Source organism: Streptomyces sp. NPDC050738 (genome assembly GCF_040654175.1).
Classification (GTDB): Bacteria; Actinomycetota; Actinomycetes; order Streptomycetales; family Streptomycetaceae; genus Streptomyces.
The window spans coordinates 348,688-374,273 of the sequence record NZ_JBFAHN010000005.1 but is presented as its reverse complement, the minus strand read 5'-3'; the positions used below and the strand labels follow the sequence as shown (position 1 = coordinate 374,273).

The 25,586-nt window shown below is 70.4% G+C and carries 24 protein-coding genes and 1 tRNA gene; 15 read left to right on the top strand and 10 right to left on the bottom strand.

All coding sequences use genetic code 11. The annotated features are described in order from the left end of the window. Window positions 1–23: 23 nt before the first annotated feature. Together AB0H78_RS16145 and AB0H78_RS16140 are read right to left on the bottom strand one after the other, a co-directional pair. A complete protein-coding gene (locus tag AB0H78_RS16145) occupies window positions 24–260 on the bottom strand; it encodes a DUF397 domain-containing protein (RefSeq protein WP_363235009.1) in 237 nt (78 codons plus the stop codon). Beyond that, window positions 261–1,121: a helix-turn-helix transcriptional regulator gene (locus tag AB0H78_RS16140; protein ID WP_363235008.1), complete on the bottom strand. Its 861-nt coding sequence runs from the start codon at window positions 1,119–1,121 to the stop codon at window positions 261–263. 203 nt (window positions 1,122–1,324) lie between these two features. Here AB0H78_RS16140 and AB0H78_RS16135 point away from each other — a divergent pair, with 203 nt between their 5' ends. Both AB0H78_RS16135 and AB0H78_RS16130 read left to right on the top strand, forming a co-directional pair. Then, the gene (locus AB0H78_RS16135; protein ID WP_363235007.1) at window positions 1,325–1,747 is read left to right on the top strand and encodes an ATP-binding protein; all 423 of its coding nucleotides are present in this window, start codon (window positions 1,325–1,327) and stop codon (window positions 1,745–1,747) included. Then, on the top strand, window positions 1,741–2,094 hold the full coding sequence (locus AB0H78_RS16130; protein WP_363235006.1) for a hypothetical protein: 354 nt from the start codon (window positions 1,741–1,743) through the stop codon (window positions 2,092–2,094). Before AB0H78_RS16135 ends, AB0H78_RS16130 begins: the two co-directional genes overlap by 7 nt. A 107-nt stretch (window positions 2,095–2,201) precedes the next feature. Here AB0H78_RS16130 and AB0H78_RS16125 read toward each other — a convergent pair. Continuing rightward, window positions 2,202–2,289: transfer RNA gene (locus AB0H78_RS16125), tRNA-Leu, on the bottom strand. 191 nt (window positions 2,290–2,480) lie between these two features. Here AB0H78_RS16125 and AB0H78_RS16120 point away from each other — a divergent pair. The 3 genes from AB0H78_RS16120 to AB0H78_RS16110 all read left to right on the top strand — a co-directional run bounded on the left by AB0H78_RS16120 (window position 2,481) and on the right by AB0H78_RS16110 (window position 5,089). Continuing rightward, on the top strand, window positions 2,481–3,806 hold the full coding sequence (locus tag AB0H78_RS16120; RefSeq protein WP_363235005.1) for a M20/M25/M40 family metallo-hydrolase: 1,326 nt from the start codon (window positions 2,481–2,483) through the stop codon (window positions 3,804–3,806). A 144-nt stretch (window positions 3,807–3,950) separates the two neighbouring features. Continuing rightward, window positions 3,951–4,184 (top strand): chaplin ChpH, encoded by a 234-nt coding sequence (gene chpH, locus AB0H78_RS16115; protein WP_363235004.1) that lies wholly within the window; start codon window positions 3,951–3,953, stop codon window positions 4,182–4,184. A 140-nt stretch (window positions 4,185–4,324) separates the two neighbouring features. Next, on the top strand, window positions 4,325–5,089 hold the full coding sequence (locus tag AB0H78_RS16110) for a chaplin family protein (RefSeq protein ID WP_363235003.1): 765 nt from the start codon (window positions 4,325–4,327) through the stop codon (window positions 5,087–5,089). 54 nt (window positions 5,090–5,143) lie between these two features. Here AB0H78_RS16110 and AB0H78_RS16105 read toward each other — a convergent pair whose 3' ends face one another. Then, entirely contained in the window at window positions 5,144–5,332 is a 189-nt protein-coding gene (locus AB0H78_RS16105; protein ID WP_363235002.1) for a DUF5703 family protein, read from the bottom strand. A 47-nt stretch (window positions 5,333–5,379) separates the two neighbouring features. Between AB0H78_RS16105 and AB0H78_RS16100 the strand changes: the two genes are divergently transcribed. Continuing rightward, entirely contained in the window at window positions 5,380–6,051 is a 672-nt protein-coding gene (locus AB0H78_RS16100) for a hypothetical protein (RefSeq protein ID WP_363235001.1), read from the top strand. Between the two features lie 62 nt (window positions 6,052–6,113). On the opposite strand, the gene AB0H78_RS16095 is transcribed toward AB0H78_RS16100, so the two are convergent. Both AB0H78_RS16095 and AB0H78_RS16090 read right to left on the bottom strand, forming a co-directional pair. Next, window positions 6,114–8,348, bottom strand: a complete 2,235-nt coding sequence (locus AB0H78_RS16095; protein WP_363235000.1) for a helix-hairpin-helix domain-containing protein — start codon at window positions 8,346–8,348, stop codon at window positions 6,114–6,116. Further along, window positions 8,345–9,328, bottom strand: coding sequence for an aldo/keto reductase (locus AB0H78_RS16090; RefSeq protein ID WP_363234999.1), 984 nt, complete (start codon window positions 9,326–9,328; stop codon window positions 8,345–8,347). The genes AB0H78_RS16095 and AB0H78_RS16090 overlap by 4 nt, the downstream gene beginning before the upstream one ends. Window positions 9,329–9,457: 129 nt before the next feature. Between AB0H78_RS16090 and AB0H78_RS16085 the strand changes: the two genes are divergently transcribed. Next, window positions 9,458–10,507 carry an LLM class F420-dependent oxidoreductase gene (locus tag AB0H78_RS16085; protein WP_363234998.1) on the top strand — a complete coding sequence of 350 codons (1,050 nt, stop codon included), beginning with the start codon at window positions 9,458–9,460 and terminating at the stop codon, window positions 10,505–10,507. A gap of 188 nt (window positions 10,508–10,695) precedes the next feature. Here AB0H78_RS16085 and AB0H78_RS16080 read toward each other — a convergent pair whose 3' ends face one another. Beyond that, entirely contained in the window at window positions 10,696–11,721 is a 1,026-nt protein-coding gene (locus AB0H78_RS16080) for a magnesium and cobalt transport protein CorA (RefSeq protein WP_363234997.1), read from the bottom strand. Window positions 11,722–11,768: 47 nt separating this feature from the next. Here AB0H78_RS16080 and AB0H78_RS16075 point away from each other — a divergent pair, with 47 nt between their 5' ends. The 5 genes from AB0H78_RS16075 (at window position 11,769) to AB0H78_RS16055 (ending at window position 18,375) form a co-directional block, all read left to right on the top strand. Further along, entirely contained in the window at window positions 11,769–12,455 is a 687-nt protein-coding gene (locus AB0H78_RS16075) for a histidine phosphatase family protein (RefSeq protein WP_363234996.1), read from the top strand. A 64-nt stretch (window positions 12,456–12,519) separates the two neighbouring features. Further along, a complete protein-coding gene (locus tag AB0H78_RS16070; RefSeq protein WP_363234995.1) occupies window positions 12,520–13,110 on the top strand; it encodes a DUF3090 domain-containing protein in 591 nt (196 codons plus the stop codon). After that, the gene (locus AB0H78_RS16065; protein ID WP_363234994.1) at window positions 13,074–13,886 is read left to right on the top strand and encodes an SCO1664 family protein; all 813 of its coding nucleotides are present in this window, start codon (window positions 13,074–13,076) and stop codon (window positions 13,884–13,886) included. Before AB0H78_RS16070 ends, AB0H78_RS16065 begins: the two co-directional genes overlap by 37 nt. A gap of 90 nt (window positions 13,887–13,976) precedes the next feature. Next, window positions 13,977–15,206, top strand: coding sequence for a cysteine--1-D-myo-inosityl 2-amino-2-deoxy-alpha-D-glucopyranoside ligase (mshC, locus tag AB0H78_RS16060; protein ID WP_363234993.1), 1,230 nt, complete (start codon window positions 13,977–13,979; stop codon window positions 15,204–15,206). Between the two features lie 109 nt (window positions 15,207–15,315). Beyond that, window positions 15,316–18,375, top strand: a complete 3,060-nt coding sequence (locus tag AB0H78_RS16055) for an NPCBM/NEW2 domain-containing protein (RefSeq protein ID WP_363234992.1) — start codon at window positions 15,316–15,318, stop codon at window positions 18,373–18,375. A gap of 71 nt (window positions 18,376–18,446) precedes the next feature. Here the strand turns inward: AB0H78_RS16055 and AB0H78_RS16050 are convergent, their stop codons facing one another. Then, window positions 18,447–19,037: a hypothetical protein gene (locus AB0H78_RS16050; RefSeq protein WP_363234990.1), complete on the bottom strand. Its 591-nt coding sequence runs from the start codon at window positions 19,035–19,037 to the stop codon at window positions 18,447–18,449. Window positions 19,038–19,077: 40 nt separating this feature from the next. Continuing rightward, complete coding sequence (locus AB0H78_RS16045) at window positions 19,078–20,826, bottom strand: S8 family peptidase (RefSeq protein ID WP_363234989.1); 1,749 nt, start codon at window positions 20,824–20,826, stop codon at window positions 19,078–19,080. A gap of 255 nt (window positions 20,827–21,081) precedes the next feature. Here AB0H78_RS16045 and AB0H78_RS16040 point away from each other — a divergent pair, with 255 nt between their 5' ends. Continuing rightward, window positions 21,082–22,047, top strand: a complete 966-nt coding sequence (locus AB0H78_RS16040; RefSeq protein ID WP_363234988.1) for a superoxide dismutase — start codon at window positions 21,082–21,084, stop codon at window positions 22,045–22,047. Window positions 22,048–22,116: 69 nt separating this feature from the next. On the opposite strand, the gene AB0H78_RS16035 is transcribed toward AB0H78_RS16040, so the two are convergent. Next, window positions 22,117–23,148 carry a PAC2 family protein gene (locus AB0H78_RS16035; protein ID WP_363234987.1) on the bottom strand — a complete coding sequence of 344 codons (1,032 nt, stop codon included), beginning with the start codon at window positions 23,146–23,148 and terminating at the stop codon, window positions 22,117–22,119. Window positions 23,149–23,417: 269 nt separating this feature from the next. Between AB0H78_RS16035 and AB0H78_RS16030 the strand changes: the two genes are divergently transcribed. Then, a complete protein-coding gene (locus AB0H78_RS16030; RefSeq protein WP_363234986.1) occupies window positions 23,418–24,743 on the top strand; it encodes an enolase C-terminal domain-like protein in 1,326 nt (441 codons plus the stop codon). Then, window positions 24,740–25,516, top strand: a complete 777-nt coding sequence (locus AB0H78_RS16025) for an SDR family oxidoreductase (RefSeq protein ID WP_363234985.1) — start codon at window positions 24,740–24,742, stop codon at window positions 25,514–25,516. The genes AB0H78_RS16030 and AB0H78_RS16025 overlap by 4 nt, the downstream gene beginning before the upstream one ends. Window positions 25,517–25,586: the final 70 nt, after the last annotated feature.

The following is a 25,586-nucleotide window of genomic DNA, read 5'->3' as shown; positions in this document are numbered from 1 at the left end:
CAAAAGCTCCTATGCGGGGGGTGTCAGTTGACGAGGAAGTCGGCGTTGCCGGCCTTTGCGCCCAGGATGAACGCGCTGATCTCGCCGTGGGTGTAGATGAGAGCGGGGCCGTCAGGGTCGGCGGACTGGCGCAGGGCGATTCTGCCGTCGGCCAGCTTCATGGCCTCCACGCAGTTGCCTCCGTTGCCACCGCTCCACGGCTTGCGCCAGCCTTCGGCACCGAGATCCGCGGCGGGCATGCCGTTGTAGATGCGATCCATTCACAGCTCCTTGCGGAGATCCCTCAGGAGCTCCTTCGTGCGTTGTGCAGTCGCCGCCTGGGCCGCCATGCGGTCCATCACCTCGAGGTGGGCGGCCACCTCGGTCCGTCCGTCGAGATAGACGGCGCCGGTCAGATACTCGCTGTAGACCATGTCGGGCAGCTCGGGGATCGCGAACCGGAAGAGCACGAAGGGTCCGTACGTACCCGGGTGATGCCCTGTCGCGAACTCGGCGATCTGCAGCGTGACATGAGGCAGTTCGGCGGCCTCGATCAGCCGGTCGATCTGGGCCCGCATGATGGCCGGTGTGCCCACAGGCCGGCGAAAAACCGTTTCGTCCATGACGACCCACAGCTTGGGGGAGTCGTGCCTGGCAAGCAGTGACTGCCGCTCCATCCGCAGCGCCACATGGCGCTCGATGTCTTCGGGTCGGGTCTGGCCGACTGCTCCGCCGCGCAGCACGTGGAGTGCGTACTCCTCGGTCTGCAGCATGCCGGGCACGAAGTGCGGTTCATACTGCCTGACCAGGCTTGCCGCGCCCTCCAGGCTGACGTACATGGAGAACCAATCGGGCAGGATGCCGTGGAAACTCTGCCACCACCCTGGCTTGTTGGCCTCCTCCGTCAGCTCCACGAAGGACTCGGACTCCTGCTCCGTAATGCCGTAGGCCTTCAGGAGCAGCTGCACATAGGGGATCTTCAGTGCGACCTCTGCCGTCTCCATCCGACGGATCGTGGCAGGGGTGACCCGCAGAACCTTCCCGGCCTGTTCACGGCTGAGTCCCGCTCGTTCACGCAGATCCAGCAAGCGCTTTCCGAGAACGACCTGGCCAACGGTGGGGGCGGACCGCGGTTCACTCAACTCAAACCTCCGCATGGGCAGTTGGGAGCAGTGTGCCATGCCGTCCGTGTCCCGGACACACCACTCTGCATATTTCAGAGTGCCTCTTGCCAAGGTGTCGGTGACGGGTGGACAGTAGATCACTGAACTAGTTCACGCGGCTGCCGCGCGCCCCCGGGGGGAGGCGTGAGCCGGAGCTGTCTCCCCGTGGTGAGGATCTCGTCGTGGCTTCTGGCAGTGCGCTCGTCCCCCTGCTTCCGACCGGGCGCCGGTACGGGTTCGATTTACGAGCACGTCCCGAATCGGTGGGCCAGGCACGCCGGTTGGTGATGCACCGGCTGGCCGGCTGGGGCTTCTCCGAGGAGACCGGCGACACCGCCGCGCTGGTGGTCTCCGAACTGGTCACCAATGCGGTGGTGCACGCCTGCGGTGACCGTGTGCGCGGTGAGCTGAGCGCCGTCCAGGGAGTGCTCCGTATTTCCGTGCAGGACGGGGGCCGGGTACCCGACGGGCCCCGGCTCTGCCGTGCACCCCAGGGCGAGCACGGCCGCGGACTCCTGCTGGTCGATGCCGTCAGCACCGCCTGGGGCGTGCAGACCGAAGAGCGTGCCCCGGGTCGTACGGTCTGGGCGGAGCTGCCGTGCTGAGGGCCGTACTCTCCCGCGACCCCGCGCTCTGGACCCCGCTCGGCTGTGATGCCGTAGGCGTGCCCGAGCACTACGGGCTGCGTCTCATGGCGCGTCTGTCGCGCCCCGGCAGCGTCTTCGCCGACACCGACACCGGCTGGTGGTGGTGGATCGTCCCGGCGGGCTCCGACCGCGACCTGCGGTGGCCCGAACCCGCCCATTACGCCCCTGGTGCGTGTATCCCCGCAGGCCGTCCCCGCCTGATCCACTGGCCGGACGCCAAAGTGCCGTACACCCCGCCGATCCCGCTCTACCTGATGATCTGCCAGCTCGCGGGTGCCGTGCCCTCCTGGGCCCAACTCGGCTGACAGCCGAGCCTGTTGACCGTTTCCCGACCGTCAGGCGTCCGCCGTCGCGGCACAACGCAAAAAGCCGGCCAGGATCGCTCCTGACCAGCTCTTTGTCATGTACTGCATGGTGTCCGAGGGGGGACTTGAACCCCCACGCCCGATAAAGGGCACTAGCACCTCAAGCTAGCGCGTCTGCCATTCCGCCACCCGGACAAGGTGTCTGTCTCGCGGCCTTGCGGCCGTTCCGACGTGGAAAACAATAGCAAACATCTGAGGGTGCTCGATCACCCCTCTGGCCTGCGTGAACGCCGTGTGTCGGCGGGCGGCCGCTCTTGGGGGTCGGGGGGTGGGCGCGTAAGGATGGGGGAGGTGGACCACCTGCACCGACGGTGAGAGGAAACAGCGTGAGCGAGTCGAGCACGAGCCGATACGTCTCCGGCGAGGACGAGGTCACCGACCTCTGCCGCGATCTGATCCGGATCGACACCAGCAACTACGGCGACCACTCGGGACCGGGCGAGCGGGCCGCCGCCGAGTACGTGGCGGAGAAGCTCGCCGAGGTCGGGCTGGAGCCGCAGATCTTCGAGTCCCACCCCGGGCGGGCCTCGACCGTGGCCCGTATCCAGGGCGAGGACCCCTCGCGGCCCGCGCTGCTCATCCACGGGCACACCGATGTCGTGCCGGCCAATGCCCAGGACTGGACGCACCACCCCTTCGCGGGGGAGATCGCGGACGGGTGCGTCTGGGGCCGCGGCGCGGTCGACATGAAGGACATGGACGCGATGACCCTCGCGGTCGTACGGGACCGGATGCGCAGCGGCCGCAAGCCCCCGCGCGACATCGTGCTGGCCTTCCTCGCCGACGAGGAGGCCGGCGGCACGTACGGCGCCCGGCACCTCGTCGACAAGCACCCGGACCTCTTCGAGGGCGTGACCGAGGCCATCGGCGAGGTGGGCGGTTTCTCCTTCACCGTCAACGAGAACCTGCGGCTGTATCTCGTGGAGACGGCCCAGAAGGGCATGCACTGGATGCGGCTCACCGTGGACGGCACCGCCGGGCACGGGTCGATGACCAACAACGACAACGCCATCACCGAGCTGTGCGAGGCCGTCGGCCGGCTCGGCAACCACAAGTGGCCGGTGCGGGTGACGAAGACCGTGCGGTCCTTCCTCGACGAGCTCTCCGACGCGCTGGGCACCCCGCTCGACCCGGAGGACATGGAGGCCACCCTCGCGAAGCTCGGCGGGATCGCCAAGATGATCGGCGCGACGCTGAAGAACTCGGCCGCACCGACCATGCTCGGCGCCGGGTACAAGGTCAACGTCATCCCCGGGCAGGCCACCGCCCATGTCGACGGGCGCTTCCTGCCGGGGTACGAGGAGGAGTTCCTCACCGACCTCGACAGGATCCTCGGCCCGCGGGTCAAGCGCGAGGACGTGCACGGCGACAAGGCGCTGGAGACCAGCTTCGACGGGGACCTCGTGGACGCCATGCAGGTGGCGCTGAAGGCGGAGGACCCGATCGCGCGCGCCGTGCCGTACATGCTCTCCGGCGGCACCGACGCCAAGTCCTTCGACGACCTGGGAATCCGCTGCTTCGGTTTCGCGCCGCTCAAGCTGCCGCCGGAGCTGGACTTCGCCGGAATGTTCCACGGCGTCGACGAGCGGGTGCCTGTCGAAGGGCTCAAGTTCGGCGTCCGTGTTCTGGACCGATTCTTGGACAAGTGCTGAAACGACACTCCAACTAATCGGCTGCCCGTGCTATTTGACTGAAAAGAGTGAAAGGGATCGTAGGCTCGTAGCCCCCTGGGTTCCGCCTCGTTACAGGTGGTGCAGTCCGCGGCTGGGACTGCATTTGCCTACAAGGAGGAACAAATGATCAAGAAGGTCGTCGCTGCTGCGGCAGTCACTGGTGGTCTCGTGCTCGCTGGTGCGGGTATGGCCGTCGCCGACTCGGGTGCGCAGGGTGCCGCAGTGCACTCTCCCGGTGTTGTCTCGGGCAACGTCATCCAGGTGCCCGTCCACATCCCGGTGAACGCGTGCGGCAACACGGTCTCCGTGATCGGGCTGCTGAACCCCACCTTCGGCAACACCTGCATCAACAAGTGACGTTGTGCTTGAGCCTCTGAGGCTCTGAGTCCCGGCGGCCCCGGAGTGCGCGCCATGCACTCCGGGGCCGCAGGGCATTTCGGCTCGCGCGCAATGAAGCACGCGGGCTTTCCGGAAGGCAGAAGGCAGGGAACCAACCTATGCGCCAGGTCACGAAAAAAGGCCTGATCACGATGGCGGCCGCGAGCGGTGTACTCGCCATGAGCGGCGGCTATGCGCACGCCGACTCGTCGGCGAACGGAAGCGCCTCGAATTCTCCGGGCGTGCTGTCCGGGAATGCGATTCAGGTCCCGGTACACATCCCGGTCAACGCGTGCGGCAACACCGTCAATGTCGTCGGGCTTCTCAATCCGGCGTCCGGCAATCGCTGCACCAACACGTCCGGCAAGTCCAAGAGCGGTGGCGGAGCGAACGCCGGTGGCAAGACCACCGACTCGCCCGGCGTCGGCTCGGGCAACGCCGTCCAGGTGCCCGTGGACGTCCCCGTGAACGCCTGTGGGAACAGTGTCACCATCGGCGGGCTCGGCAATGCCACCGACGGCAACAGCTGCGCCAACGACTCGGGCGCGGGCACTCCGACCGGCCCCGGCACGCCGCACCACCCCGGTAAGCCGCATCACCCGGGCAAGCCGCACCACCCGGGCAAGCCGCACGAGCCCGGTAATCCGAGCTCGCCGGACGAGCCCACCAAGCCGGTCACGCGGGCGATTCCCCCGCTCTCCCCGGATGCCCCGAGCAAGCCGAGCAACCCGAACAACCCGGTGACGCAGACCATCACCATGCCGAAGCCCACCCAGCAGCTCGCGCACACCGGCGCCGGCTCGCTCGAGATGGCGATCCCGGCCAGTGCCGGACTGCTCCTCGCGGGCGCGGTTCTCTACCGCAGGGCGCGCGCGTCCGCCTAGTCGGCGCGTACGAACAACGGATCGGGCCCCGCAATCGCGGGGCCCGATCCGTCTCTACCAGGTGGCGCGCACCTGGCGGATGATCCGCCGGCGCAGCCGCACTCTGCGGCTGCCGTCCCGGTGCAGACTCAGTCGGTCCAACTCCCAGTGTCCGTACTCGGCGTGGTCGGTCAGCAGGCGCGTCGCATCGTTGCGGGAGACCCCGCGCGGAACGTACACGTCGACAAATTCGTATTCCGGCATCGCATCTATTGTGCAAGCAGAGGCCCTGTACGGATAGCGTCTGTCCCATGTCTGATGCTGCGCAGCCCACCGCTGCCGAGGTACGTGCCGCCGCCGATGCGGTCAAAGCCGCGCTGGACCGTCACCTCGAGGCGGTCGAAGCCCGCACGGGAGAGGACGACCCGGCCGTGTACGAAGCGTTCAACGCGCTCGCCTCGGCCGCCGAGACCTACGACGAGAAGCTCTACGACCGCTACGACGAGGTCACCCCTTTCGAGATCCCCGGGGCCGACGACGCGCTCCCGCCCTATGGAGGGCCGGAGGACCCGCACGCGCTCAGCGTGCTGATCCGCCGCGACTACGCGGTGGTGGAGCCCCAGCGGCTGCTCGCCCAGGCGCAGCGCATCGCCGATCTCGACCCGGACGTGGACGCGGACACGACGGTCGGCGCGATCGTCGGCAGCAGCGTCCACGCGGCGGTCGGCGTGCTCTTCGGAGAGTATGAACCGGATGAAATCGCCTCCCGTCACAAGGAGTTCGGCCTCGAAGAGGGCGACTCGACGCTGTGGGTGTCCGCTGCGGAGGAGCTGCCGGAGCCGGGGGAGTGGCTGAACACCCCCTTCGACCAGGCCGATCCGACCCAGGTGGTGTGCCGCTTCGACGTCAGTTCCGTCTTCGACGAGGACGAACTCCTCGACGAGGAGGAGGACGAGGACGTGCTGGAGGGCGAGGGGGTCTGACCCCTCACAACGGGTGAAGGGCCGGTACCGGAAGCCTCCGGCACCGGCCCTTCACCGTGCGGCTACTGCGCGGACGGCGTCAGCAGCGTCCGCAGCCGGGTCGTGCGTTCCTGCGCCGGTACGCCGGCCACCGCGTGCGGCAGCGCCTGGTCCACCCCGTGCACCACCGACAAGTGCCGCTCGCCGCGGCTGAAGGCGGTGTAGACCCACGGACGGCTGAGCGCCTGGGCAGCGTCCCCCGGCAGCACGACGACGGCTGCGGGCCACCGCATACCGGCCGCCTGGTGCGCGGTGAGCGCCCAGCCGTGTCGCAGCGCCGACTCCACCTGCTCCTTCGGTACGACCACGGGTGTGCCCGCGCAGTCCAGATGCAGTCCATCGGCGTCGGCCGAGACCACCGTGCCCAGCAGCGTCCTGCCGGGCGCCGCGACATGGGCGACGCGGTCACCGGGATCGAAGCCGGCGAAGCGGCCGGGACCCGGGTTGAGCCGCTCCTTGAGCGCGGCGTTCAGGACGCGGGTGCCGGCCGCGCCTCCGTGCCCCGGGGTGATGACCTGGGTGTCGGACGCCGGTACGCCGATCGCCCGCGGCACCGAGTCGGCCACGAGCTGGACCGTACGGTGAACCGCCTCGCCCGCGTCGCGCACCGGGACGATGACGACCTCCTTGCCAGGTGCGTCGACCTTGTTCAGTTCGCCGATGCCGATCCCCGAGACCAGTTCGCCGATCGGTCCGGGATCGGGCGTGCGCGAGGCGATCTGCGGGCACGCCCGGGCGGCCAGCAGATCGGTGAACACCTGGCCCGCCCCTGCGGAGCCGAGCACGCCGGGGTCGCCGCTGAGGACCAGCCGGCTGCCGTCGGGGAGCGACTCGACGACCATCGCGGCGGTCTCGACGTCCAGCTGGGGTGCGTCCACGACCGCGAGCAGGTCCAGGGCGAGGGCCCCGTCCTCGTCCCGGCCCGGCCCCTCCGCGCCGGAGAGCAGCCCGGAGACGGTGACCGCGGCCGAGGCGTCGTCGAGGTCCGCGGCCAGCCGTCGCCTGCCGTCGGCGCTGTGGGCGGCGGCACAGGCCCGCAGCCCGAGCGCGCGGGCCGCGGCGACCAGCGCGGTCACCTCGGCACGGGAGGCCTCGCCACCCGTGTGGGCGACCAGGCCGTGTGCGGCGACGGCCTTGATCAGTTCGGCGGCGGACGGCGGGACGGAGTCCCCGGTGGCGGACTCCCAGTCCGGACCCTCCTGCGCGGCAGGTGCGGCTCCCAGCCGGGCGAGTCCGTCCGCGAGGCTCTCCTCGGCCATTGCGTACCGCTCCAGGCCCAGCAGGATCCGTACCGGCTGCTCGGGTTCCTCCTCGCCCTCCTCGGCCACGGGGACAGGCGCGTCGTCCAGCGGGTCCCGGAAGACCAGCACGGTGCCGTCCTCGATCGCGCTCTGCAGAGCCTCGTCCGGATCGGGTACGGAACGCTCGGCGAGCGCCGCGAGCAGCGCCGACGACTCCAGCGCGGTGTGCCCCTGCAGGGCGCCCCGCTCCAGGAGCCAGCCGACCAGTGCGACGGCACGTCGCTCGTCACCGGGCGTGCACTCGGCGCCGAGCAGGGCCCGGGCGAAGGTGTCGGCCTGTTCGGGGCGCACGCCGGGCACCGAGAGGAGCTTCCAGGGGTCTTCGCGCAGCGCATCCGCGGCCTGCTCACCGAGCGCCTCCGCGGCCTGCCCGGAGAGGGACTCGGGCGCACCGCCCTCGGCGAGCACGGCCTGTACGGCGGAGACGGTGGACGGCCCGGCGCCGGCCGGGGCCGGGGCGGCGGACACCACCGGCGCCTGTGACCGTGCCGGAGCGGGCACCGCGGGCTCGGGGCGCCGCGGGGCGGGCGCGGTCTGCGGGACGAAGGCGGAGGCGGGCTTCTCGCCGCTCTCCACGGCCCGTACGGCAGCCAGCAGATCGGCGGCCGTCCCGCTGAGCGAGGTGCCCGCGGCGACCGGTGCGGTCTTCTCCGCCTTGCGCTGCTCGATCTTCGCCCGCAACTCCCGCTGGGCGGCGAGCTCGGCCTGCGCCTCGGACAGGGCCGGGGCATCGGCGGTGGCGGCGGTCGCGTCCGCGCCCTCGGCGTCGCCCGCCGCCTCCGTCTCGTCTTCGCCTTCGGTCTCTTCCGAGACTTCCGCCGAATCCTCCGCCGCGACCTCCTGCGGGGCGCTCTCCTGCGGGGCGCTCTCCGGCGTGGTGTCCGCCCCGGAGGGCTCCGTGTCCTGGCCGGCCTCGGCCTCGGTGCTGGCCTCGGTGGCGAGGCGGTCCGTACTCACAGCTCGGTCCAGTCCTGGTCGGGGTAGCGGTGTATGGGCGCCGACACGTCGTCGAGAGCCCGGCAGATCTCATCCGGAAGACTAAGCGCCTCCACTGACAATGCGGCCGTGAGCTGCTGCGCGTTGCGCGCGCCGACGATCGGGGCGACCACGCCGGGCCGGTCCCTGACCCAGGCCAGCGCCACCTCGAGCGGAGTGGTGGCGAGCCCGTCCGCCGCTATGGCGACCGCGTCCACGATCCGGCTCGCGGTCTCGTCGAGATAGGGCGCGACGAACGCCGCCAGATGCTCCGAGCCGCCGCGCGAGTCGACGGGCGTGGCGTTGCGGTACTTGCCGGTCAGCACCCCGCGACCGAGCGGGGACGAGGGCAGCAGCCCCACCCCCAGGTCCAGGGCGGCCGGGAGCACCTCGCGTTCCACGCCGCGCTGCAGCAGCGAGTACTCCATCTGCGTGCTGGCGAGCCGGGTCCGCACACCGGGCGCCGCCAGCTGCCAGGTGGCGGCCTTCGCCAGCTGCCAGCCGGAGTAGTTGGAGACTCCCGCATAGCGTGCCCGGCCGCTGCTGACCGCGATGTCCAGCGCCTGCAGCGTCTCGTCCAGCGGGGTCTCGGGGTCGAAGGCGTGCACCTGCCACACGTCGACGTAGTCGGTTCCCAGCCGTTCCAGCGAGGCGTCGAGCGCCGACAGCAGGTGACCGCGCGAGCCGTTGAAGCGGCGGTCCGGGTCCGGCACGCTGCCCGCCTTGGTCGCGATGACCAGGTCGCGCCGCGGAACCAGCCGCTCCACCAACTGCCCGAGGAGATACTCCGCTTCACCGTCGCCGTACACATCGGCCGTGTCGACGAGCGTGCCGCCCGCCTCCCAGAACGCCTTCATCAGTCCGGCGGCGTCGTGCTCGTCGGTGTCACGCCCCCAGGTGAGGGTGCCGAGCCCGATCCGGGATACGCGCAGGCCCGTACGGCCGAGATGCCTCTGCTCCATGGGCGCTGAGATTACTGGCCAGGACCGCACTCGATGGAAGCCTGTGGACAACTCACCCCTGACGGATCGCACTTCTGCGCGTTAGAGTCCCCGGGACAGGGACGTTACTGATCGGTAAGGAGAGCGGCCATGCGGCTCGGAATCAACCTCGGGTACTGGGGCGCCGGGATGGACGGCGACAACCTCGCCGTGGCGCAGGAGGCCGACCGCCTCGGCTACGACGTCTGCTGGGCCGCCGAGGCCTACGGCTCCGACGTGCCCACCGTCCTGGCCTGGGTCGCCGCCCAGACCGAACGCATCGACGTGGGCTCCGCGATCATGCAGATCCCGGCCCGCCAGCCCGCCATGACCGCGATGACGGCCGCCACCCTCGACTCGCTCACCAAGGGCCGCTTCCGCCTGGGCCTCGGCGTGTCGGGACCGCAGGTCTCCGAGGGCTGGTACGGCGTCAAGTTCGACAAGCCGCTCTCCCGGACGCGCGAGTACGTGGAGATCGTCCGCAAGGCCATGTCCCGCGAGCGCCTCAGCTACGAGGGAGCGCACTGGACCCTGCCGCTGCCCGACGGCCCCGGCAAGCCCATCAAGCTGACCGTCCACCCCGAGCGCGAGCACATCCCGCTCTACATCGCCGCGATCGGCCCCAAGAACCTCGAGCAGACCGGTGAGATCGCCGACGGCGCCCTGCTGATCTTCCCGTCCGCCGACCACCTCGAGGAGACCGCGATCAAGCACCTGCGCGCGGGCCGCGAGAAGGCCGGCAAGACCATGGACGGCTTCGACGTCTGCCCGACGCTCCCGATCGCGCTCGGCGACGACGTGTCATCGCTGGCGGACATGTTCCGTCCGTACACCGCGCTGTACGTCGGCGGCATGGGCAGCCGCAAGCAGAACTTCTACAACCAGCTCGCCCAGCGCATGGGGTACGAGAAGGAGGCCGCCGAGATCCAGGACAAGTACCTGTCCGGCGACAAGCCCGGCGCGGCTGCCGCCGTACCGCTCCAGCTCATCGACTCGACCACACTGCTCGGCACGGTCGACCGCATCGCCGACCGGATGCAGGCGTACGCGGCTGCCGGGGTGACGACCCTGACGCTGGCCCCGGCCGGCTTCACCCTGGACGAGCGGGTGGCGGCACTGCGGGCGGGCACGGAGGCCCTGGAGCGTGCGGGCCTGGCCTGACAGCCGAAGCCGCCGTCCGCCGGACGGAGTCCGGCGCAGCCGCCCGAAGCCAGTGAGGCCCCCAAGGGGCCGAACTGCGCGAGGGCGGCGTGAGAGCAAGAGGTCTGCGGCCGTGGTGGGGGCTCGGGGGGTCTCCCCGCCACGGCCGTCATGCAGCACAACGCCCCAGGAGCGCGGGAGTTACGGCCCTACAGCCATCCGCGCCGTTTGAACTGCCGGTAGAGCCCGAAGACGATCGAGGCCATCAGCACGATCACCGCCGGATACGACCACGACCAGGTCAGCTCCGGCATGTGCTCGAAGTTCATGCCGTAGATCCCCGCGACCATCGTCGGCACGGCCGCCATCGCCGCCCATGCCGAGATCTTCCGCATGTCGTCGTTCTGCCGCACGCCCATCTGTGCCAGATGTGCCGAGAGAATGTCCGAGAGCAGCCGGTCGAGGCCGTCCACCTGCTCGTTGGCGCGGGTCAGGTGGTCGCTGACATCGCGGAAGAACGGCTGTGCATGCTCATGGACGAACGGCACTCCGGCAGCCGAGAGACGGGCCATGGGGGCGGCCAACGGCCCGGTGGCGCGCCGGAATTCGAGGACCTGGCGCTTGAAGGTGTAGATCCGCGAAGCAATCGGGGGTCCGGGGGTCGCCCCCCGGAAGGACACAGCCTTGGCATCGCCCCCGTTCGGGGCGAACACCTCGGCCTCCAGCTCCTCCAGGTCGGTCTGGAGCTCCGCTGCCACGTCGATGTAGTGGTCGACGACGGCGTCGCTCACCGCGTACAGCACGGCGGTCGGGCCGTGCCTGAGCACCTTCGGATCGTGCTCGAGACGCTTGCGCACGGCGCCCAGCGGCGCGCCCTCGCCGTGGCGGACCGTCACCACGAAGGAGTCGCCGACGAAGACCATCAGCTCCTCCGTGGTCACGGTGTCGCTCTGCGGTTCGTACACCACCGGCTTGAGCACCACGAAGAGCGAGTCGTCGTACACCTCCAGCTTGGGCCGCTGGTGGGCGGTGAGGGCGTCCTCCACGGCCAGCGGATGCAGCCCGAACTCGCTGGTGACGAGCTCGAACTCCTCCTCCGTGGGCTCGTGCAGGCCGAGCCACAGGAATGAGTCCCCGGTCGCGCGCGCCTCGTCGAGGGCGTCGGAGAAGTCGGCAGGACCCTCCGTGCGGCGTCCGTCCCGGTAGATGGCGCTGTCGACAATCACGGCGCGCATTCTTCCCGCTCAAAGGCCCGTCCGCACCCGCGGTTACGCTGGTGGCCATGGTCACGCTGATCCTTGTCCGGCACGGACGCTCGACTGCCAACACCTCCGGGGTCCTCGCCGGACGCACCCCCGGCGTCCGCCTCGACGAACGGGGTCTGGCGCAGGCCGCGGGTCTTCCGCAGCGGCTGGCGGGAGTCGCGCCGGCCGCCCTCGTCACCAGTCCGCTGGAGCGCTGCCGGGAGACCGTACAGCCGCTGCTCGACGCGCGGCCGGGTCTCGCCCTGCACACCGAGGAAGGGATCAGCGAGTGCGACTACGGAGACTGGTCGGGGCGCAAGCTCGCCGAACTCTCCGAAGAGCCGCTGATGAGCGTCGTGCAGCAGCACCCGTCCGCCGCCGCCTTCCCCGGCGGCGAGGCGATGTCCGCCATGCAGGCGCGCGCGGTCGCCGCCGTACGGGACTGGAACGCGCGGATCGAGGAGGAGCACGGCGAGGACGCGGTGTACGTCATGTGCTCGCACGGCGACATCATCAAGTCCATCGTCGCGGACGCCCTCGGCATGCATCTCGACCTCTTCCAGCGCATTCACGTCGACCCGTGTTCCCTGACCGCGATCCGCTACACCAGGCTGCGCCCCTTTCTCCTGCGCCTCGGCGACACCGGCGAGTTCGGTTCGCTGGCCCCGCGCGAGACCACGGGCAGTGCGGACGCGGCGGTGGGCGGTGGCGCGGGAGCACCGTGATCGCTTCGCGCAGTAGGGTGGTCGGGCCGTTGACACCCCCTTTTCGAACCTCTGGAGACAGAACGTGTCCCGTCAGGTGTTCTTCTACGATCCGCCGGACCGCTTCGTGGCCGGCACGGTCGGGCTGCCTGGACGCCGTACGTTCTTCCTGCAGGCCTCGTCCGGCCCCCGCACCACCAGCGTCGCGCTGGAGAAGACACAGGTCGCGGCGCTCGCCGAGCGGATAGACGAACTGCTGGACGAGGTGGTGCGCAGGACCGGCGGCAACGCCCCGGTGCCGGCCGTCGCCCCTGCCGAGATCACCGACACCGCGCCGCTGGACGCTCCCGTCGAGGAGGAGTTCCGGGTCGGCACGATGGCGCTGGCCTGGGACGGCGACGAACAGCGCATGATCATCGAGGCGCAGGCGCTCGTCGAGCTGGACGCGGAGTCCGACGAGGACCTCGCCGAGGCCGAGGAGCGGATGCTCCAGGACGACGAGAACGGCCCGCCGATGCTGCGGGTACGCCTCACCGGGCTCCAGGCCAGGGCCTTCGCCAAGCGCGCGCTCGACGTCGTGAACGCGGGCCGGCCCCCGTGCCCGCTCTGCAGCCTGCCGCTCGACCCGGAGGGACACGTATGCCCGCGCCAGAACGGATACCGCCGCTCCTCCTGAAGGGCGAGCTGACGGTGCGCGGCCGGATCCGCGAGGCGTCGAACGCGGTGCTCTACTGCTCGCTGTCGTACGAGGGCGCCGAGGCGGCCTGTGTATACAAACCCGTGGCCGGCGAGCGCCCGCTCTGGGACTTCCCCGACGGGAACCTCGCCCAGCGCGAGGTGGCCGCCTACGAGATCTCCGAGGCGACCGGATGGGGCCTGATCCCGCCCACGGTGCTGCGCGACGGCCCGTACGGCGAGGGCATGGTCCAGCTCTGGATCGAGGCACAGGAGCCTCCCACCGAGCCGCTCCTCGCCCTGATCGACCCGCCCGAAGAGGAGGAGCCCGCCGAGGGCTGGAAAGCCGTCGCCCTGGCCGAGGTCGGGGAGGGCCGCACCGCCCTGCTCGTCCACGCGGACAGCGCCTCGCTGCGGCGCCTCGCCGTCCTGGACGCCGTCATCAACAACGGCGACCGCAAGGGCGGCCATCTGCTGCCCGCCCCGGACGGACGGCTGTACGGCATCGACCACGGCGTGACCTTCAACACCGAGGACAAGCTCAGGACGCTGCTCTGGGGCTGGGCGGGAGAGCCGCTGACGGCTGAGGCCGTCGAGGTGCTGACCCGGCTCGAGACCGCCCTGGCGGCCGGTATGCCGCTCGCCGCCCGGATGGGCGAACTGATCACCGCCGCCGAGCTGGCGGCCCTCCAGGCACGGGTCAGGGAGCTCCTGCGCACGGGTCTGCACCCCGAGCCGTCGGGGGAGTGGCCCTCGATCCCCTGGCCTCCGGTCTGATCCGGCGCAAAGCGGACGCAAGAGTGCCCTACCGGCCAAGATCGTGGATCCGGTTCGTATCCAGAACTCCAGTCCGGTTACGCTCATGACATGCATGCCTGGCCCGCTTCTGAGGTCCCCGCCCTGCCTGGCAAGGGCCGCGACCTCCAGATCCACGACACCGCGACCGGCGGTCGGATCACTCTGACCCCCGGTCCCGTCGCCCGTATCTACGTCTGCGGCATCACGCCGTACGACGCGACCCACATGGGTCACGCGGCGACCTACAACGCGTTCGACCTCGTTCAGCGCGTGTGGCTCGACACCAAGCGGCAGATTCACTACGTCCAGAACGTGACCGACGTGGACGACCCGCTCCTGGAGCGCGCCATCCGCGACGGCATCGACTGGACGGGCCTCGCCGAGCGTGAGACCGCCCTGTTCCGCGAGGACATGACGGCCCTGCGGATGCTCCCGCCGAAGCACTACATCGGTGCCGTCGAGGCCATACCGGGCATCGTTCCGCTCGTCGAGCGACTGCGTGACTCGGGCGCCGCGTACGAGCTCGAGGGCGACGTCTACTTCTCCGTCGAGAGCGACGCCCACTTCGGCGAGGTGTCCAACCTGGACGCCGAGGCCATGCGGCTGCTCTCCGCCGAGCGCGGCGGCGACCCGGACCGTGTGGGCAAGAAGAACCCGCTCGACCCGATGCTCTGGATGTCCGCCCGTGAGGGCGAGCCCAGCTGGGACGGCGCCTCGCTGGGCGCCGGCCGGCCGGGCTGGCACATCGAGTGCGTGGCCATCGCCCTGGAATACCTCGGCATGGGCTTCGACGTGCAGGGCGGCGGCTCCGACCTCGCCTTCCCGCACCACGAGATGGGCGCCTCGCACGCCCAGGCGCTGACCGGCGAACACCCCTTCGCGCAGGCGTACGTCCACGCCGGGATGGTCGCCCTCGACGGCGAGAAGATGTCCAAGTCCAAGGGCAATCTGGTCTTCGTCTCCACGCTCCGCAGGGACGGCGTCGACCCCGCCGCGATCCGCCTCGCGCTGCTCGCGCACCATTACCGCTCCGACTGGGAGTGGACCGATCAGGTCCTGGCCGACGCCGTCGAGCGGCTCGCACGCTGGCGTGCGGCCGTATCGCGCCCGGACGGGCACTCCGCCGACGCACTGGTCGAGGAGATCCGCACCGCGCTCTCCGGCGACCTGGACGCCCCGGCCGCGCTGGCGGCCGTGGACCGCTGGGCCGAAGTGCAGATCGCCGAGGGCGGCAGTGACGAGGGCGCGCCCGGCCTCGTCTCGCGCGCCGTCGACGCGCTGCTCGGAGTGGCGCTGTAACAACTGCTTCACCGCGCAGGAACAACAGGCCCCGGACTTCTTCACGAAGTTCGGGGCCTGCCCTGTTTTGTCCATGGTCAAGTGCTCGTTGCTGCGCTAAAAGCGCTCTATGCAATCATCATCGCGCACATCAACGCGCTTCAGATCGGCGGCAGTTGCCGCCCTGGTCGGACTGCTCGCGTTCTTCGCGGGCCCGGGCAGTGCACAGGCCGAACCCACCGCCGCCGACACCGCGGTGGGGGACGTCACCGGATTCTCCGCGGACGGCTCCGTCTACCACCTTCGGGCGGGCACGGCCGAAGCCCGCGTCAGCTTCGTCTCCGAGGAGACTTTCCGCCTCGAACTCGCCCCGGGCGGTACGTTCACCGACCCGACCGGCACGGACATCGTCCTGCCGCAGGGCACGCCGCCGCGCACCCACTGGAAGGACAGGGGCGACCGTTACGAACTGAGCACCGCCAAGGTCACCCTGCGCGCCTACAAGTCCCCGCTGCGCTTCGCGCTCTTCCGCGCCGACGGCAGCCAGGTCTGGGCCGAGTCCAAGCCGCTGAGCTGGAGCGCGGACACCACCACCCAGACCCTGGCCCGCGGCGCCGACGAGCAGTTCTACGGCGCCGGGATGCAGAACGGGCGCGGCAACACCTCGCACCGCGGCCAGACCGTCGAGGTCGGCGTCGACGGCAACTGGGACGACGGCGGCCACCCCAACTCGGTGCCGTTCTACCTCTCCTCGGCCGGATACGGCGTCTACCGCAATACGTACGCGCCGAACACGTACGCCTTCGACGACCCGGTCACCGCGAGCGCCGAGGAGCAGCGCTTCGACGCGTACTACTTCGCCGGGAAGAGCTCGAAGGACGTCATCGGGCAGTACACCAAGCTCACCGGCAAGCCCTTCATGCCGCCGATCTACGGCCTGGAGAACGGCGACGCCGACTGCTATCTGCACAACGCCAACCGCGGCGAGCGCCACACGCTGGACGCCCTGAAGATCGCGGACGGCTTCGTCGACAACGACATGCCCAACGGCTGGATGCTCGTCAACGACGGTTACGGCTGCGGCTACGAGAACCTCGCCGAGACCTCCAAGGGCCTCGGCGAGCGCAACACCAAGCTCGGCCTGTGGACCCAGGACGGCATCGCCAACCTCGCCCAGCAGGTCAAGGACGGCCAGCGCGTCGCCAAACTGGACGTGGCCTGGGTCGGCGGCGGCTACAAGTTCGCGCTGGACGGCTGCAAGGACGCGTACAAGGGCATCGAGGACAACAGCGATGCCCGCGGCTTCACTTGGGCGCCCGAGAGCTGGGCCGGCGCGCAGCGCTGCGGGGTCCAGTGGTCCGGCGACCAGAGCGGCAGCTGGGACTTCATTCGGTGGCAGATCCCCACGTACGCCGGATCGACCATGTCCGGACTCGCCTACACCACCAGCGACGTGGACGGCATCTTCGGCGGCAGCCCCAAGACGTACACCCGTGACCTGCAGTGGAAGTCCTTCCTGCCCGCGATGATCACGATGGACGGCTGGGCGGCGAGCGACAAGCAGCCCTACCGTCAGGGCGAGCCGTATGTCTCCATCAACCGCAAGTACCTCAAGCTCAAGGAGTCGCTGCTGCCGTACATGTACTCCTACGCGCACGAGGCGAACACCACCGGTGTCGGACCGGTCCGCCCCCTCGCCCTGGAGTACCCGGACGACCCGACGGCGGCCACCGACGCGGCCAAGTACGAGTTCCTGACCGGCGAGGACTTCCTGGTCGCACCCGTCTACCAGGACTCCGCCACCCGCGACGGGATCTACCTCCCCAAGGGCACCTGGATCGACTACTGGTCGGGACGCACCTACCAGGGCCCGACCACCGTCAACGGCTACAGCGCCCCGCTCGACACCCTGCCGCTCTTCGTCAAGGCCGGGGCGAGCGTGCCGATGTGGCCCGGCATCAGGTCGTACGCCGACCGGACCGCGAACTCCCCGCTCGCCTGGGACGTCTACCCGCAGGGCACGTCCTCCTTCGACCTGTACGAGGATGACGGCGTGACCCGGCAGCACCGCGACGGGAAGTACGCCACCCAGCGCGCGGAGGTCGACGCGCCGCGCACGGGGGCCGGAGACGTGACGATGCGGATCGGCGCCAGCAAGGGGAACTTCCAGGGCAAGCAGAGCACGCGGCCCTACCAGTTCACCGTGCACACCGGCGACGCCCCGCAGCAGGTCGAGCTCGGCGGCCGCAAGCTTCCGCAGTTCAACTCCCTTGCCGCGTACGACAAGGCGTCCCAGGGGTGGTTCTACGACCGCGACGACCGGGGCGGCGTCGTCAAGGTCAAGACGGCATCGCTGCGTACGGACACGCCCTTCGAGGTGAAGCTGAAGGATGCCGCCGCGGTCGGTGGCGCCCACCCGGGCGCCGCGGCCACCCTGGCTGTCGCGCCCGGCCAGGAGCTCGGCGCGGGCGTCGCGGGCAAGGTCGCCGTCGACGTGACGGCGGGCAACAGCGACGCCACCGGCGCGGGCGTCACCCTGACGGCCCCCGCGGGCTGGAGTGTCACCCCCTCGGCGGCCGTCGGACGGATCCCGGCCGGTACCACCCGGCGCGTCGAGGTGGCCGTCACCCCGGCCAAGGACGCCACACCGGGGGACACCGCGCTCGGCGCCGTCGTCCGCTACCGCTCGGCAGGCCAGGACCGTACGGCGACCCAGCAGTTCGGGGCCTCCGTCATGCCGGAGCCGCCGACCGCCGACACCTGGGCGAGCGACCTGGCCTGGCTGAAGTCCACCAATGGATACGGGCCCGCCGAACGCGACCGCTCCAACGGCGAGTCGGGCGCGGCCGACGGCCACACCCTGACCCTGGCGGGGACGACGTACACCAAGGGAATCGGCACGCACGCCGACTCCGACATCGAGGTCTATCTCGGCGGGCGCTGCACCGCGCTCACCGCCGATGTCGGCATCGACGACGAGATCAACGGCTATGGGGAGGTGGCCTTCTCCGTCGAGGCGGACGGAAAGGTGCTGTGGACCTCGCCGAAGGTGACCGGGGCATCGGCAGCCGTGCCGGTGGACGTGAAGCTGGACGGTGCACGGCACGTGCATCTGAAGGTGACCGACACCAACGGGTCCAAGACCGGTGACCACGGGGACTGGGCCGGCGCGAAGTTCAGCTGCTCCTAGGAGCTGACGCACCGCGGGCGCCGGCCGGGTCCATGCCCGGTCGGCGCCCTCTGCGCGGTGGCGGCCTGCGGCTACTGCTTGTTGACGACGACGGCCGAGACGGTGCTGTTGACGTTGTCGTAGAAGCCGATGACCTGCTGCCCGAAGGCGAAGGCTTCCTGGACCTCGTCGTGCGTCACCTGGTTGGGGTTCGTCAGGGGACGCCAGGCGTTGTCGATGAACAAGTACAGGATCGAAGGCTGGCCGGGGAGCGGTGTCACGACGTCCCAGAACTTCGTCGCGATGCCGCTGGTGAGGGCCTGGCTGTCGACGGTGCTCTGGATGACGAGGGGCTGCCCCATCTGCTGCTGGCCGTAGCCCTGCTGGCCTTGCTGACCCTGCTGTCCCTGCTGCTGGCCTTGTTGCTGGCCGAGCTGCTGGAGCAGCTGCTGGAAGGGCTGCTGCTGGCCGAGGTGGGAGAGCTGCTGCTGGATCTGCTGCGGCAGCTGCTGTTGCTGCTGCTGGCCGTAGCCCTGCTGCCCGTAACCCTGTTGGCCGTAGCCCTGCTGACCCTGGCCGAAGCTCTGCTGGCCGAAGGACTGCGGGGGAGACGTGCTGGGGCCCTGCTGCTGGCCCTGCTGCTGTCCGTAACTCTGCTGACTCATCTGCGGGGTGGTGCTCATGCGGGTGTCACCTTCCCTTTGTGATTCGGTGCATTGACGTTCAGCCGGAGACGACCAGGCCGACAACCTCGTCGTCCGAGAACCAGACACGTACGTCCGGCCGTCCCCCCGCGAAGGCGGTGTGGACCGCCGTGCGGATGTCGGGCGCGGGGTTGTTCAGATTCCGCCAGGCACCGGCCACGAACAGCCGTAGACGCGGCGGAAGTTCATGCGGATACGGCAGGAGTTCGTCCCAGTAGCGCTCGGCCTGGCCGGAGCCGATGGCCGAGGGCAGCAGCCGGGTCACGGCCGCCTTGATGTCGGGGCGGTTGCCGATCCGCTGGGAGGCGGGGCGTCCCGTGGTGTCCTGCTGGGGGGATCCGGTCGTACGGAGAATCTCGCGGGCCCGGTCGGGGGTCATCGGGGCGAGTCCCGATGCCTTGAGCATGCCCTGCAGCGAGGCCAGGGCGCCGACCACCACCGGCGATGCCGACGATGTGCCCGAGAAGGTGTCCGTGTACCAGGCGATCTCCTCCGCGCCGCCCTGGAGGTCGCCGGGCTGGTCCCAGAATCCTCCGGTCGTGGTGGTCTCGCGTCCCCAGCCCTGGGCGTCGAGCCGTGCCCCGTAGTTGGAGAAGGAGAGCCGGGAGCGGTCGGGGCCGTGGTCGCGGCCATGGGTGCCGGGCGGGGGAGCGCCCGCACCGACCAGTACGGCGCCCGAGCCCTGGTTGGAGGGGTTGAAGGGGTTGCGCCAGCCCTCGGGGAACGCGTCGGGCCTGCGCTCGTACACGGCGTCGTCGAGACTCTCGGCGCCGTTGCCGCCGGCCTCCACCACCAGGACGCCCTTGGCCGTCGCCCAGCGGATCGCCGCGAAGTCGTCGGGCCACCACTCCAGCGGGATGTAGCCGCGCTGGTCGTCGCGGTCCGTGAAGTCGAACCGCGGCCCTGGACGGTGGAGTTCGATCAGTACGATGTCGCCGGCGGAGAGCCGGTCGGCGGCCGCGTGGATGGCCGCCGCGGTCCCGATGCCCTGGAAGGACGCGGCCGCGGTGACCGCCTCGGGGGCGATCCCCGTGATGCCCTTCTCGTCGCGGTCGCCGCCGATGACGCCGAGCACGGCGGTGCCGTGATTGCGCCACGCCACGTCCTGGATCGGCGAGCCGATGACGATGCCCGCGAGCTTCTCGGCGAGATCCTCGTGGCCCAGCTGCCACGCGCCTTCGACGTCGACGACGGTGACGCCGTCGCCGGAGCCGCCGGGGCGCTGCCAGGCCCAGTACGCGTCGACGCCTTCGGGCGCGGCGTTCAAGTACCCCTGCCGGCCGGTGAAGTCGGGGGTCGCGGGCGAGCTCTCCTTGAGTCGCTTGTCGCCCTCCATCCGCTGCTGCGGCATGGATGCGGGGACGGCGCCGGGCTTCACGTACGCCGTCTCGATCTCCGGAAGGGCCGCGAGCCGTGCGGTCAGTTCCTGACCCCGCTCGCCTCCGCCGCGTACCCGGTAGAAGAGCGAGAGGTCCGGCATGGTGCCCAGGAGGCCGGGCTCGGCCTGCAGCGGAACGGCCGCGCGCAGCCGCTCCTCATGGCCGAACAGCGGTTCCAGCGCGAGCTGTTCGTCGCTGAGGAACATGGACAGGGCCGATACGTCCGCCCCGGCCGCCGACCGGATGCCTTCGGCGCCGGCGCGCAGCCGCGCTTCGGCCCGGGCAACGACGATCAGTTCCGGCGCGGCTCCTTGATAGGTGAATCCTGTTCCGTGGGGTCCGGGGCCCGCCGTTCCGGGTCCGTCGCCCGGGAGTGCCTGATCGGTCATCGCTTTCGCCGCTCCCTTCGAGTCTTCGAGTCTTCGGGTGCTGTGCTCCGCGTGCCTTCGGCGCTCACCCTGCTACGGCGGCGGCGGCTCGTCCACCCCCATTGCGTCAACTGGGTTTGAAAACAAGTTGAATGGGCAACCCGTGCAATCTGTCCCGAAAACGATGTCACGTAGCAATTCGGCCAAACACTGCGGAGACGGATGCCGTGTGGTGGGGTGTGAGCGACCGTAGAACACTCGTCGGAAGGGCGATCGATGCACCGTTCCTTCGCACGTCGAAGACTGCTCCAGGGGGCTGCGGCCTTAGGCGGAGCAGTACTTCTCACTCCGCTCGGCACCACGGCCGAGGCGGCCGGATCAGCCGGAGGGCGATGGCCCTCCGGCTTTCCGCTGCCCGACGGTTTCCAGCCCGAGGGCATCGCGATCGGTACGCGCCCGTACGCGTACGTGGGCTCGATCGCCCACGGTTCCGTCCACCGGGCGAGTCTGGCCACCGGCCGGGGCCGGACCGTCGTCGAGGGGGCGGGCCCCGACCACCCGGTGATCGGGCTGAAGCTCGACGAACAGCACGGGCGGCTGCTGTTGTGCGGCGGGGTGAGCCGGGAGATCCGGGTCGCCGACCTGCGCTCGGGCCGGGTCGTCACGTCGTACACCGTCGGCTCGGAAGGCACGATGGTGAACGACGTCGTGCTGACGCCGGGCGCGGCCTGGTTCACCGACTCCTACAAGGCGCAGCTCTACCGGCTTCCCCTCGGCCGCCGCGGGGAGCTCGGGGACATCGCGACGGTTCCGCTGAGCGGCGACTGGGTCCAGGGGCCCGACTTCACGGCGAACGGCATCGCGCGGACCCCGGACGGCAGTGCCCTGATCGTGGCCGACACGGCTGCGGACGGCGGCGCGCTGATGCGGGTGGATCCGCGGACCGGACGGGCCCGCAAGGTCGAGATCGGTGCGCTTCAACTGCCCTACGCGGACGGCCTGTTGCTGCTCGGGCGGACGCTGTACGTCGTGCAGCAGCAGATCAACGCCATCGATGTGGTCGAGCTGAACGCGGCCGGCACCCGGGGCAGGGCGATCACCAGGATCACCGATCCCGCGCACTTCAGGATCCCCACCACGGCGGCGGCCTGGGGCGACCGGATCTACCTGCCGAACGCCCGCTTCGATGTGCCGCCCACACCGGAGACCGACTACGACGTGGTCTCGGTCCAGCAGGTCTGACGGCGCGGAGACGGGCGCGGAGGCGGACGCGGGGGCGGGGGTGAATGCACCCCCGCCCCCGCGCTCCGGCTATTCGTCGGAGGAATCGGCCTCTTCGGGCCCTTCCTCATTCTTGGGCTCGGCCTCGCCCTTGGCCCCGGCTTCGGGGTCCGGGCGCTGAGGCTTGGGCGGCCTGGTCCGGCCGCTGGAGGTGTCACGGAGATACGAGGCCGATTCGCCGTCCGTGGCGTGCGAACCGGGGCCAGGCCCAGGTCCGGGCCCACCGTCCCGCCTGCGCAGATACCGCTCGAACTCGCGCGCGATGGCCTCACCGGACGCCTCGGGGAGCTCCGCGGTGTCCCGGGCCTCCTCCAGCGACTGTACGTACTCGGCCACTTCGCTGTCCTCGGCGGCCAGTTGGTCCACGCCCAGCTGCCAGGCCCGCGCGTCCTCGGGCAGTTCGCCCAGCGGGATGCGCAGGTCGATCAGGTCCTCCAGGCGGTTGAGGAGGGCGAGCGTGGCCTTCGGGTTCGGCGGCTGCGAGACGTAGTGCGGGACCGCGGCCCACAGGCTCACCGCGGGCACGCCCGCGTGGGTGCACGCCTCCTGGAGGATGCCGACGATGCCCGTCGGGCCCTCGTACCGCGTCTCCTCCAGGTCCATGGTCCGGGCCAGATCGGCGTCCGAGGTGACCCCGCTGACCGGGACCGGACGGGTGTGCGGGGTGTCGCCGAGCAGGGCGCCCAGGATCACCACCATCTCGACGCCCAGTTCATGGGCGAAGCCGAGGATCTCGTTGCAGAACGAGCGCCAGCGCATGGACGGTTCGATGCCGCGGACCAGGACGAGGTCGCGCGGTGTGTCGCCGCCGATCCGGACCACGGACAGACGCGTCGTGGGCCAGGTGATCTTGCGGACCCCGCCGTCCAGGAACACGGTGGGCCGGTTGACCTGGAAGTCGTAGTAGTCCTCGGCGTCGAGCGCCGCGAACACCTCGCCCTTCCACTCCCGGTCCAGATGCGCGACCGCGGCGGAGGCGGCGTCGCCGGCGTCGTTCCAGCCCTCGAACGCGGCCACCATGACCGGGTCGACCAGCTCGGGAACTCCCTCGAGCTCGATCACCCAGTGCCTCCTTCCGAAGTTCCTTGCGTACGCACCAACCTTACGGCTTCCGCGGTACGCCGCCGCAGCCCCGTGCGCGGGGACTGAACTTCCCCGGGTATGGGCAGCAGTGCAGGCAACCTGCCCATATGGAACCGATTCATCCGAGCTGTACCCGGATTTTTTCGTCCCGCCCCTGGACGTTGTGGCATGCCCGGCGCTATACATCGGATGACCGACAAAGGTCCGATGTTCTGCCGTACTTCTCCGTACCTGCCATGGGGGCATGCATGAGTCCGACCGTCACCGAGTTCGAGGTGTTCGACATCCGATTCCCCACCTCGGACCAACTCGACGGCTCAGACGCCATGAACCCCGACCCCGACTACTCCGCGGCCTATGTGGTGCTCCGCACCGATGCCGGAGACGGAGTCGAGGGCCACGGCTTCTGCTTCACCATCGGGCGGGGCAACGACGTGACCGCCGCGGCCATCGAGGCACTCCGCCCCTACATGGTCGGCCGCCCGGCCCCGCGCACCGCCGCCGACCTCGCCTCGCTCTACTTCGATCTCACCCACGACTCCCAACTGCGCTGGCTCGGCCCCGAGAAGGGCGTGATGCACATGGCGGCGGGCGCACTCGTCAACGCCGCCTGGGACCTGGCCGCCACCGCGGCGGGCAAGCCGGTCTGGCAGTTCCTCGCCGAGATGACACCCGAGGAGCTCGTCTCGCTCGTCGACTTCCGCTACCTCACCGATGTCCTCACCCCCGAGGACGCCCTCGGCATCCTGCGCGCCGCGCAGCCGGGCCGCGCCGAGCGCGCCGAGCGGCTCCGGGCCGACGGCTACCCGGCGTACACCACCTCGCCCGGCTGGCTCGGCTACGACGACGAGAAACTGGTCCGGCTCTCCAAGGAGGCCGTGGCCGAGGGCTTCGCGCAGATCAAGCTGAAGGTCGGCGCCGACCTTTCCGACGACGTACGGAGAATGAAGCTCGCCCGCGCCGCCGTCGGCCCCTCGGTCCGTATCGCCGTCGACGCCAACCAGCGCTGGGACGTGCCGGACGCCGTCCGCTGGATGGAGGCGCTCGCCCCCTTCGACCCGCACTGGATCGAGGAGCCCACCAGCCCCGACGACATCCTCGGCCACGCCGCCGTCCGTGCGGGCCAGCCCGTCAAGGTCGCCACCGGCGAACACGTCGCCAACCGGGTCGTCTTCAAGCAGCTGTTGCAGGCGGGCGCCGTCGACTTCGTCCAGATCGACGCGGCCCGCGTGGCCGGCGTCAACGAGAACGTCGCGATCCTGCTGCTCGCCGCCAAGTACGGCGTCCCGGTCTGCCCGCACGCCGGCGGCGTCGGCCTGTGCGAACTGGTCCAGCACCTCTCGATGTTCGACTACGTCGCCGTCTCCGGCACCGACGAGGACCGCGTCATCGAGTACGTCGACCACCTCCACGAGCACTTCGTCGACCCCGTCGTCATCGAGGGCGGCCGCTACCGCACCCCGCTCTCCCCGGGCTTCTCGGCCCGGATGCACCCGGAATCGATCACCGCACACCGCTATCCCGACGGGTCCGTATGGCAGGCCCGGCGCACCACCCTGGAGGCCAACTCATGAGTGCAGCAAGCGACTTCGAAGGGCTCGCAGCCCTGGTCACCGGCGGAGCCTCCGGCATCGGAGCGGCCGTCGTGACCCAGCTGCTCGCCCGGGGCGCGCGGGTCGCCGTACTCGACAGGGAGACCAAGGGTGCGCCGGACGGCGCCCTGGCGCTGACCGCCGACGTCACGGACGACGCGGCGGTACGGGAGGCGGTCGACGCCGCCGCCGCGGAGTTCGGTGCGCTGCACACCGTCGTCTCCAACGCGGGGATCGGTGCGATCGGCACCGTCGCCGACAACCCCGACGACGAGTGGCGGCGCGTCATGGACATCAACGTCCTGGGCATGGTCCGCATCGCCAGGCACGCCCTCCCGCACCTGCGCGCCGCGGCCGCCGACCGGCCCGGCTGCGTCTCCATCACCCAGACCTGCTCCATCGCGGCCACCGCGGGCCTGCCGCAGCGCGCGCTCTACAGCGCCAGCAAGGGCGCGGTCCTCTCGCTGACCCTGGCCATGGCCGCCGACCACGTCCGCGAGGGAATCAGGGTCAACTGCGTCAACCCCGGCACCGCCGACACCCCCTGGGTCGGCCGCCTGCTCGACCAGGCAGACGATCCGGCGGCCGAGCGAGCCGCGCTCAACGCCCGTCAGCCGTCGGGGCGTCTGGTCACGGCCGACGAGGTGGCCGCGGCCGTGCTCTATCTCGCCAGTCCCGCGGCAGCCGCCGTGACGGGCACGGCGCTCGCAGTCGACGGCGGAATGCAGGGCCTGCGCCTTCGCCCCGCCGAGTAGTCCAGCAGACCCCCGAGCTCACCTTTGGCAGCTCACCCTCAGCGCCATCACACTCACCAAGGACGGGACC

Excerpts from the sequence above, each read along its gene's own strand:
- AB0H78_RS16050 (WP_363234990.1), bottom strand. The coding sequence starts at position 19,037 with ATGAGCACCACCCCGCAGATGAGTCAGCAGAGTTACGGACAGCAGCAG.
- AB0H78_RS16030 (WP_363234986.1), top strand. The coding sequence starts at position 23,418 with ATGAGTCCGACCGTCACCGAGTTCGAGGTGTTCGACATCCGATTCCCC.
- AB0H78_RS16055 (WP_363234992.1), top strand. The coding sequence starts at position 15,316 with ATGCAATCATCATCGCGCACATCAACGCGCTTCAGATCGGCGGCAGTT.
- AB0H78_RS16040 (WP_363234988.1), top strand. The coding sequence starts at position 21,082 with ATGCACCGTTCCTTCGCACGTCGAAGACTGCTCCAGGGGGCTGCGGCC.
- AB0H78_RS16110 (WP_363235003.1), top strand. The coding sequence starts at position 4,325 with ATGCGCCAGGTCACGAAAAAAGGCCTGATCACGATGGCGGCCGCGAGC.
- AB0H78_RS16145 (WP_363235009.1), bottom strand. The coding sequence starts at position 260 with ATGGATCGCATCTACAACGGCATGCCCGCCGCGGATCTCGGTGCCGAA.
- chpH (WP_363235004.1), top strand. The coding sequence starts at position 3,951 with ATGATCAAGAAGGTCGTCGCTGCTGCGGCAGTCACTGGTGGTCTCGTG.
- mshC (WP_363234993.1), top strand. The coding sequence starts at position 13,977 with ATGCATGCCTGGCCCGCTTCTGAGGTCCCCGCCCTGCCTGGCAAGGGC.
- AB0H78_RS16100 (WP_363235001.1), top strand. The coding sequence starts at position 5,380 with ATGTCTGATGCTGCGCAGCCCACCGCTGCCGAGGTACGTGCCGCCGCC.
- AB0H78_RS16080 (WP_363234997.1), bottom strand. The coding sequence starts at position 11,721 with ATGCGCGCCGTGATTGTCGACAGCGCCATCTACCGGGACGGACGCCGC.
- AB0H78_RS16090 (WP_363234999.1), bottom strand. The coding sequence starts at position 9,328 with ATGGAGCAGAGGCATCTCGGCCGTACGGGCCTGCGCGTATCCCGGATC.
- AB0H78_RS16025 (WP_363234985.1), top strand. The coding sequence starts at position 24,740 with ATGAGTGCAGCAAGCGACTTCGAAGGGCTCGCAGCCCTGGTCACCGGC.
- AB0H78_RS16085 (WP_363234998.1), top strand. The coding sequence starts at position 9,458 with ATGCGGCTCGGAATCAACCTCGGGTACTGGGGCGCCGGGATGGACGGC.
- AB0H78_RS16105 (WP_363235002.1), bottom strand. The coding sequence starts at position 5,332 with ATGCCGGAATACGAATTTGTCGACGTGTACGTTCCGCGCGGGGTCTCC.
- AB0H78_RS16045 (WP_363234989.1), bottom strand. The coding sequence starts at position 20,826 with ATGACCGATCAGGCACTCCCGGGCGACGGACCCGGAACGGCGGGCCCC.
- AB0H78_RS16065 (WP_363234994.1), top strand. The coding sequence starts at position 13,074 with ATGCCCGCGCCAGAACGGATACCGCCGCTCCTCCTGAAGGGCGAGCTG.
- AB0H78_RS16075 (WP_363234996.1), top strand. The coding sequence starts at position 11,769 with ATGGTCACGCTGATCCTTGTCCGGCACGGACGCTCGACTGCCAACACC.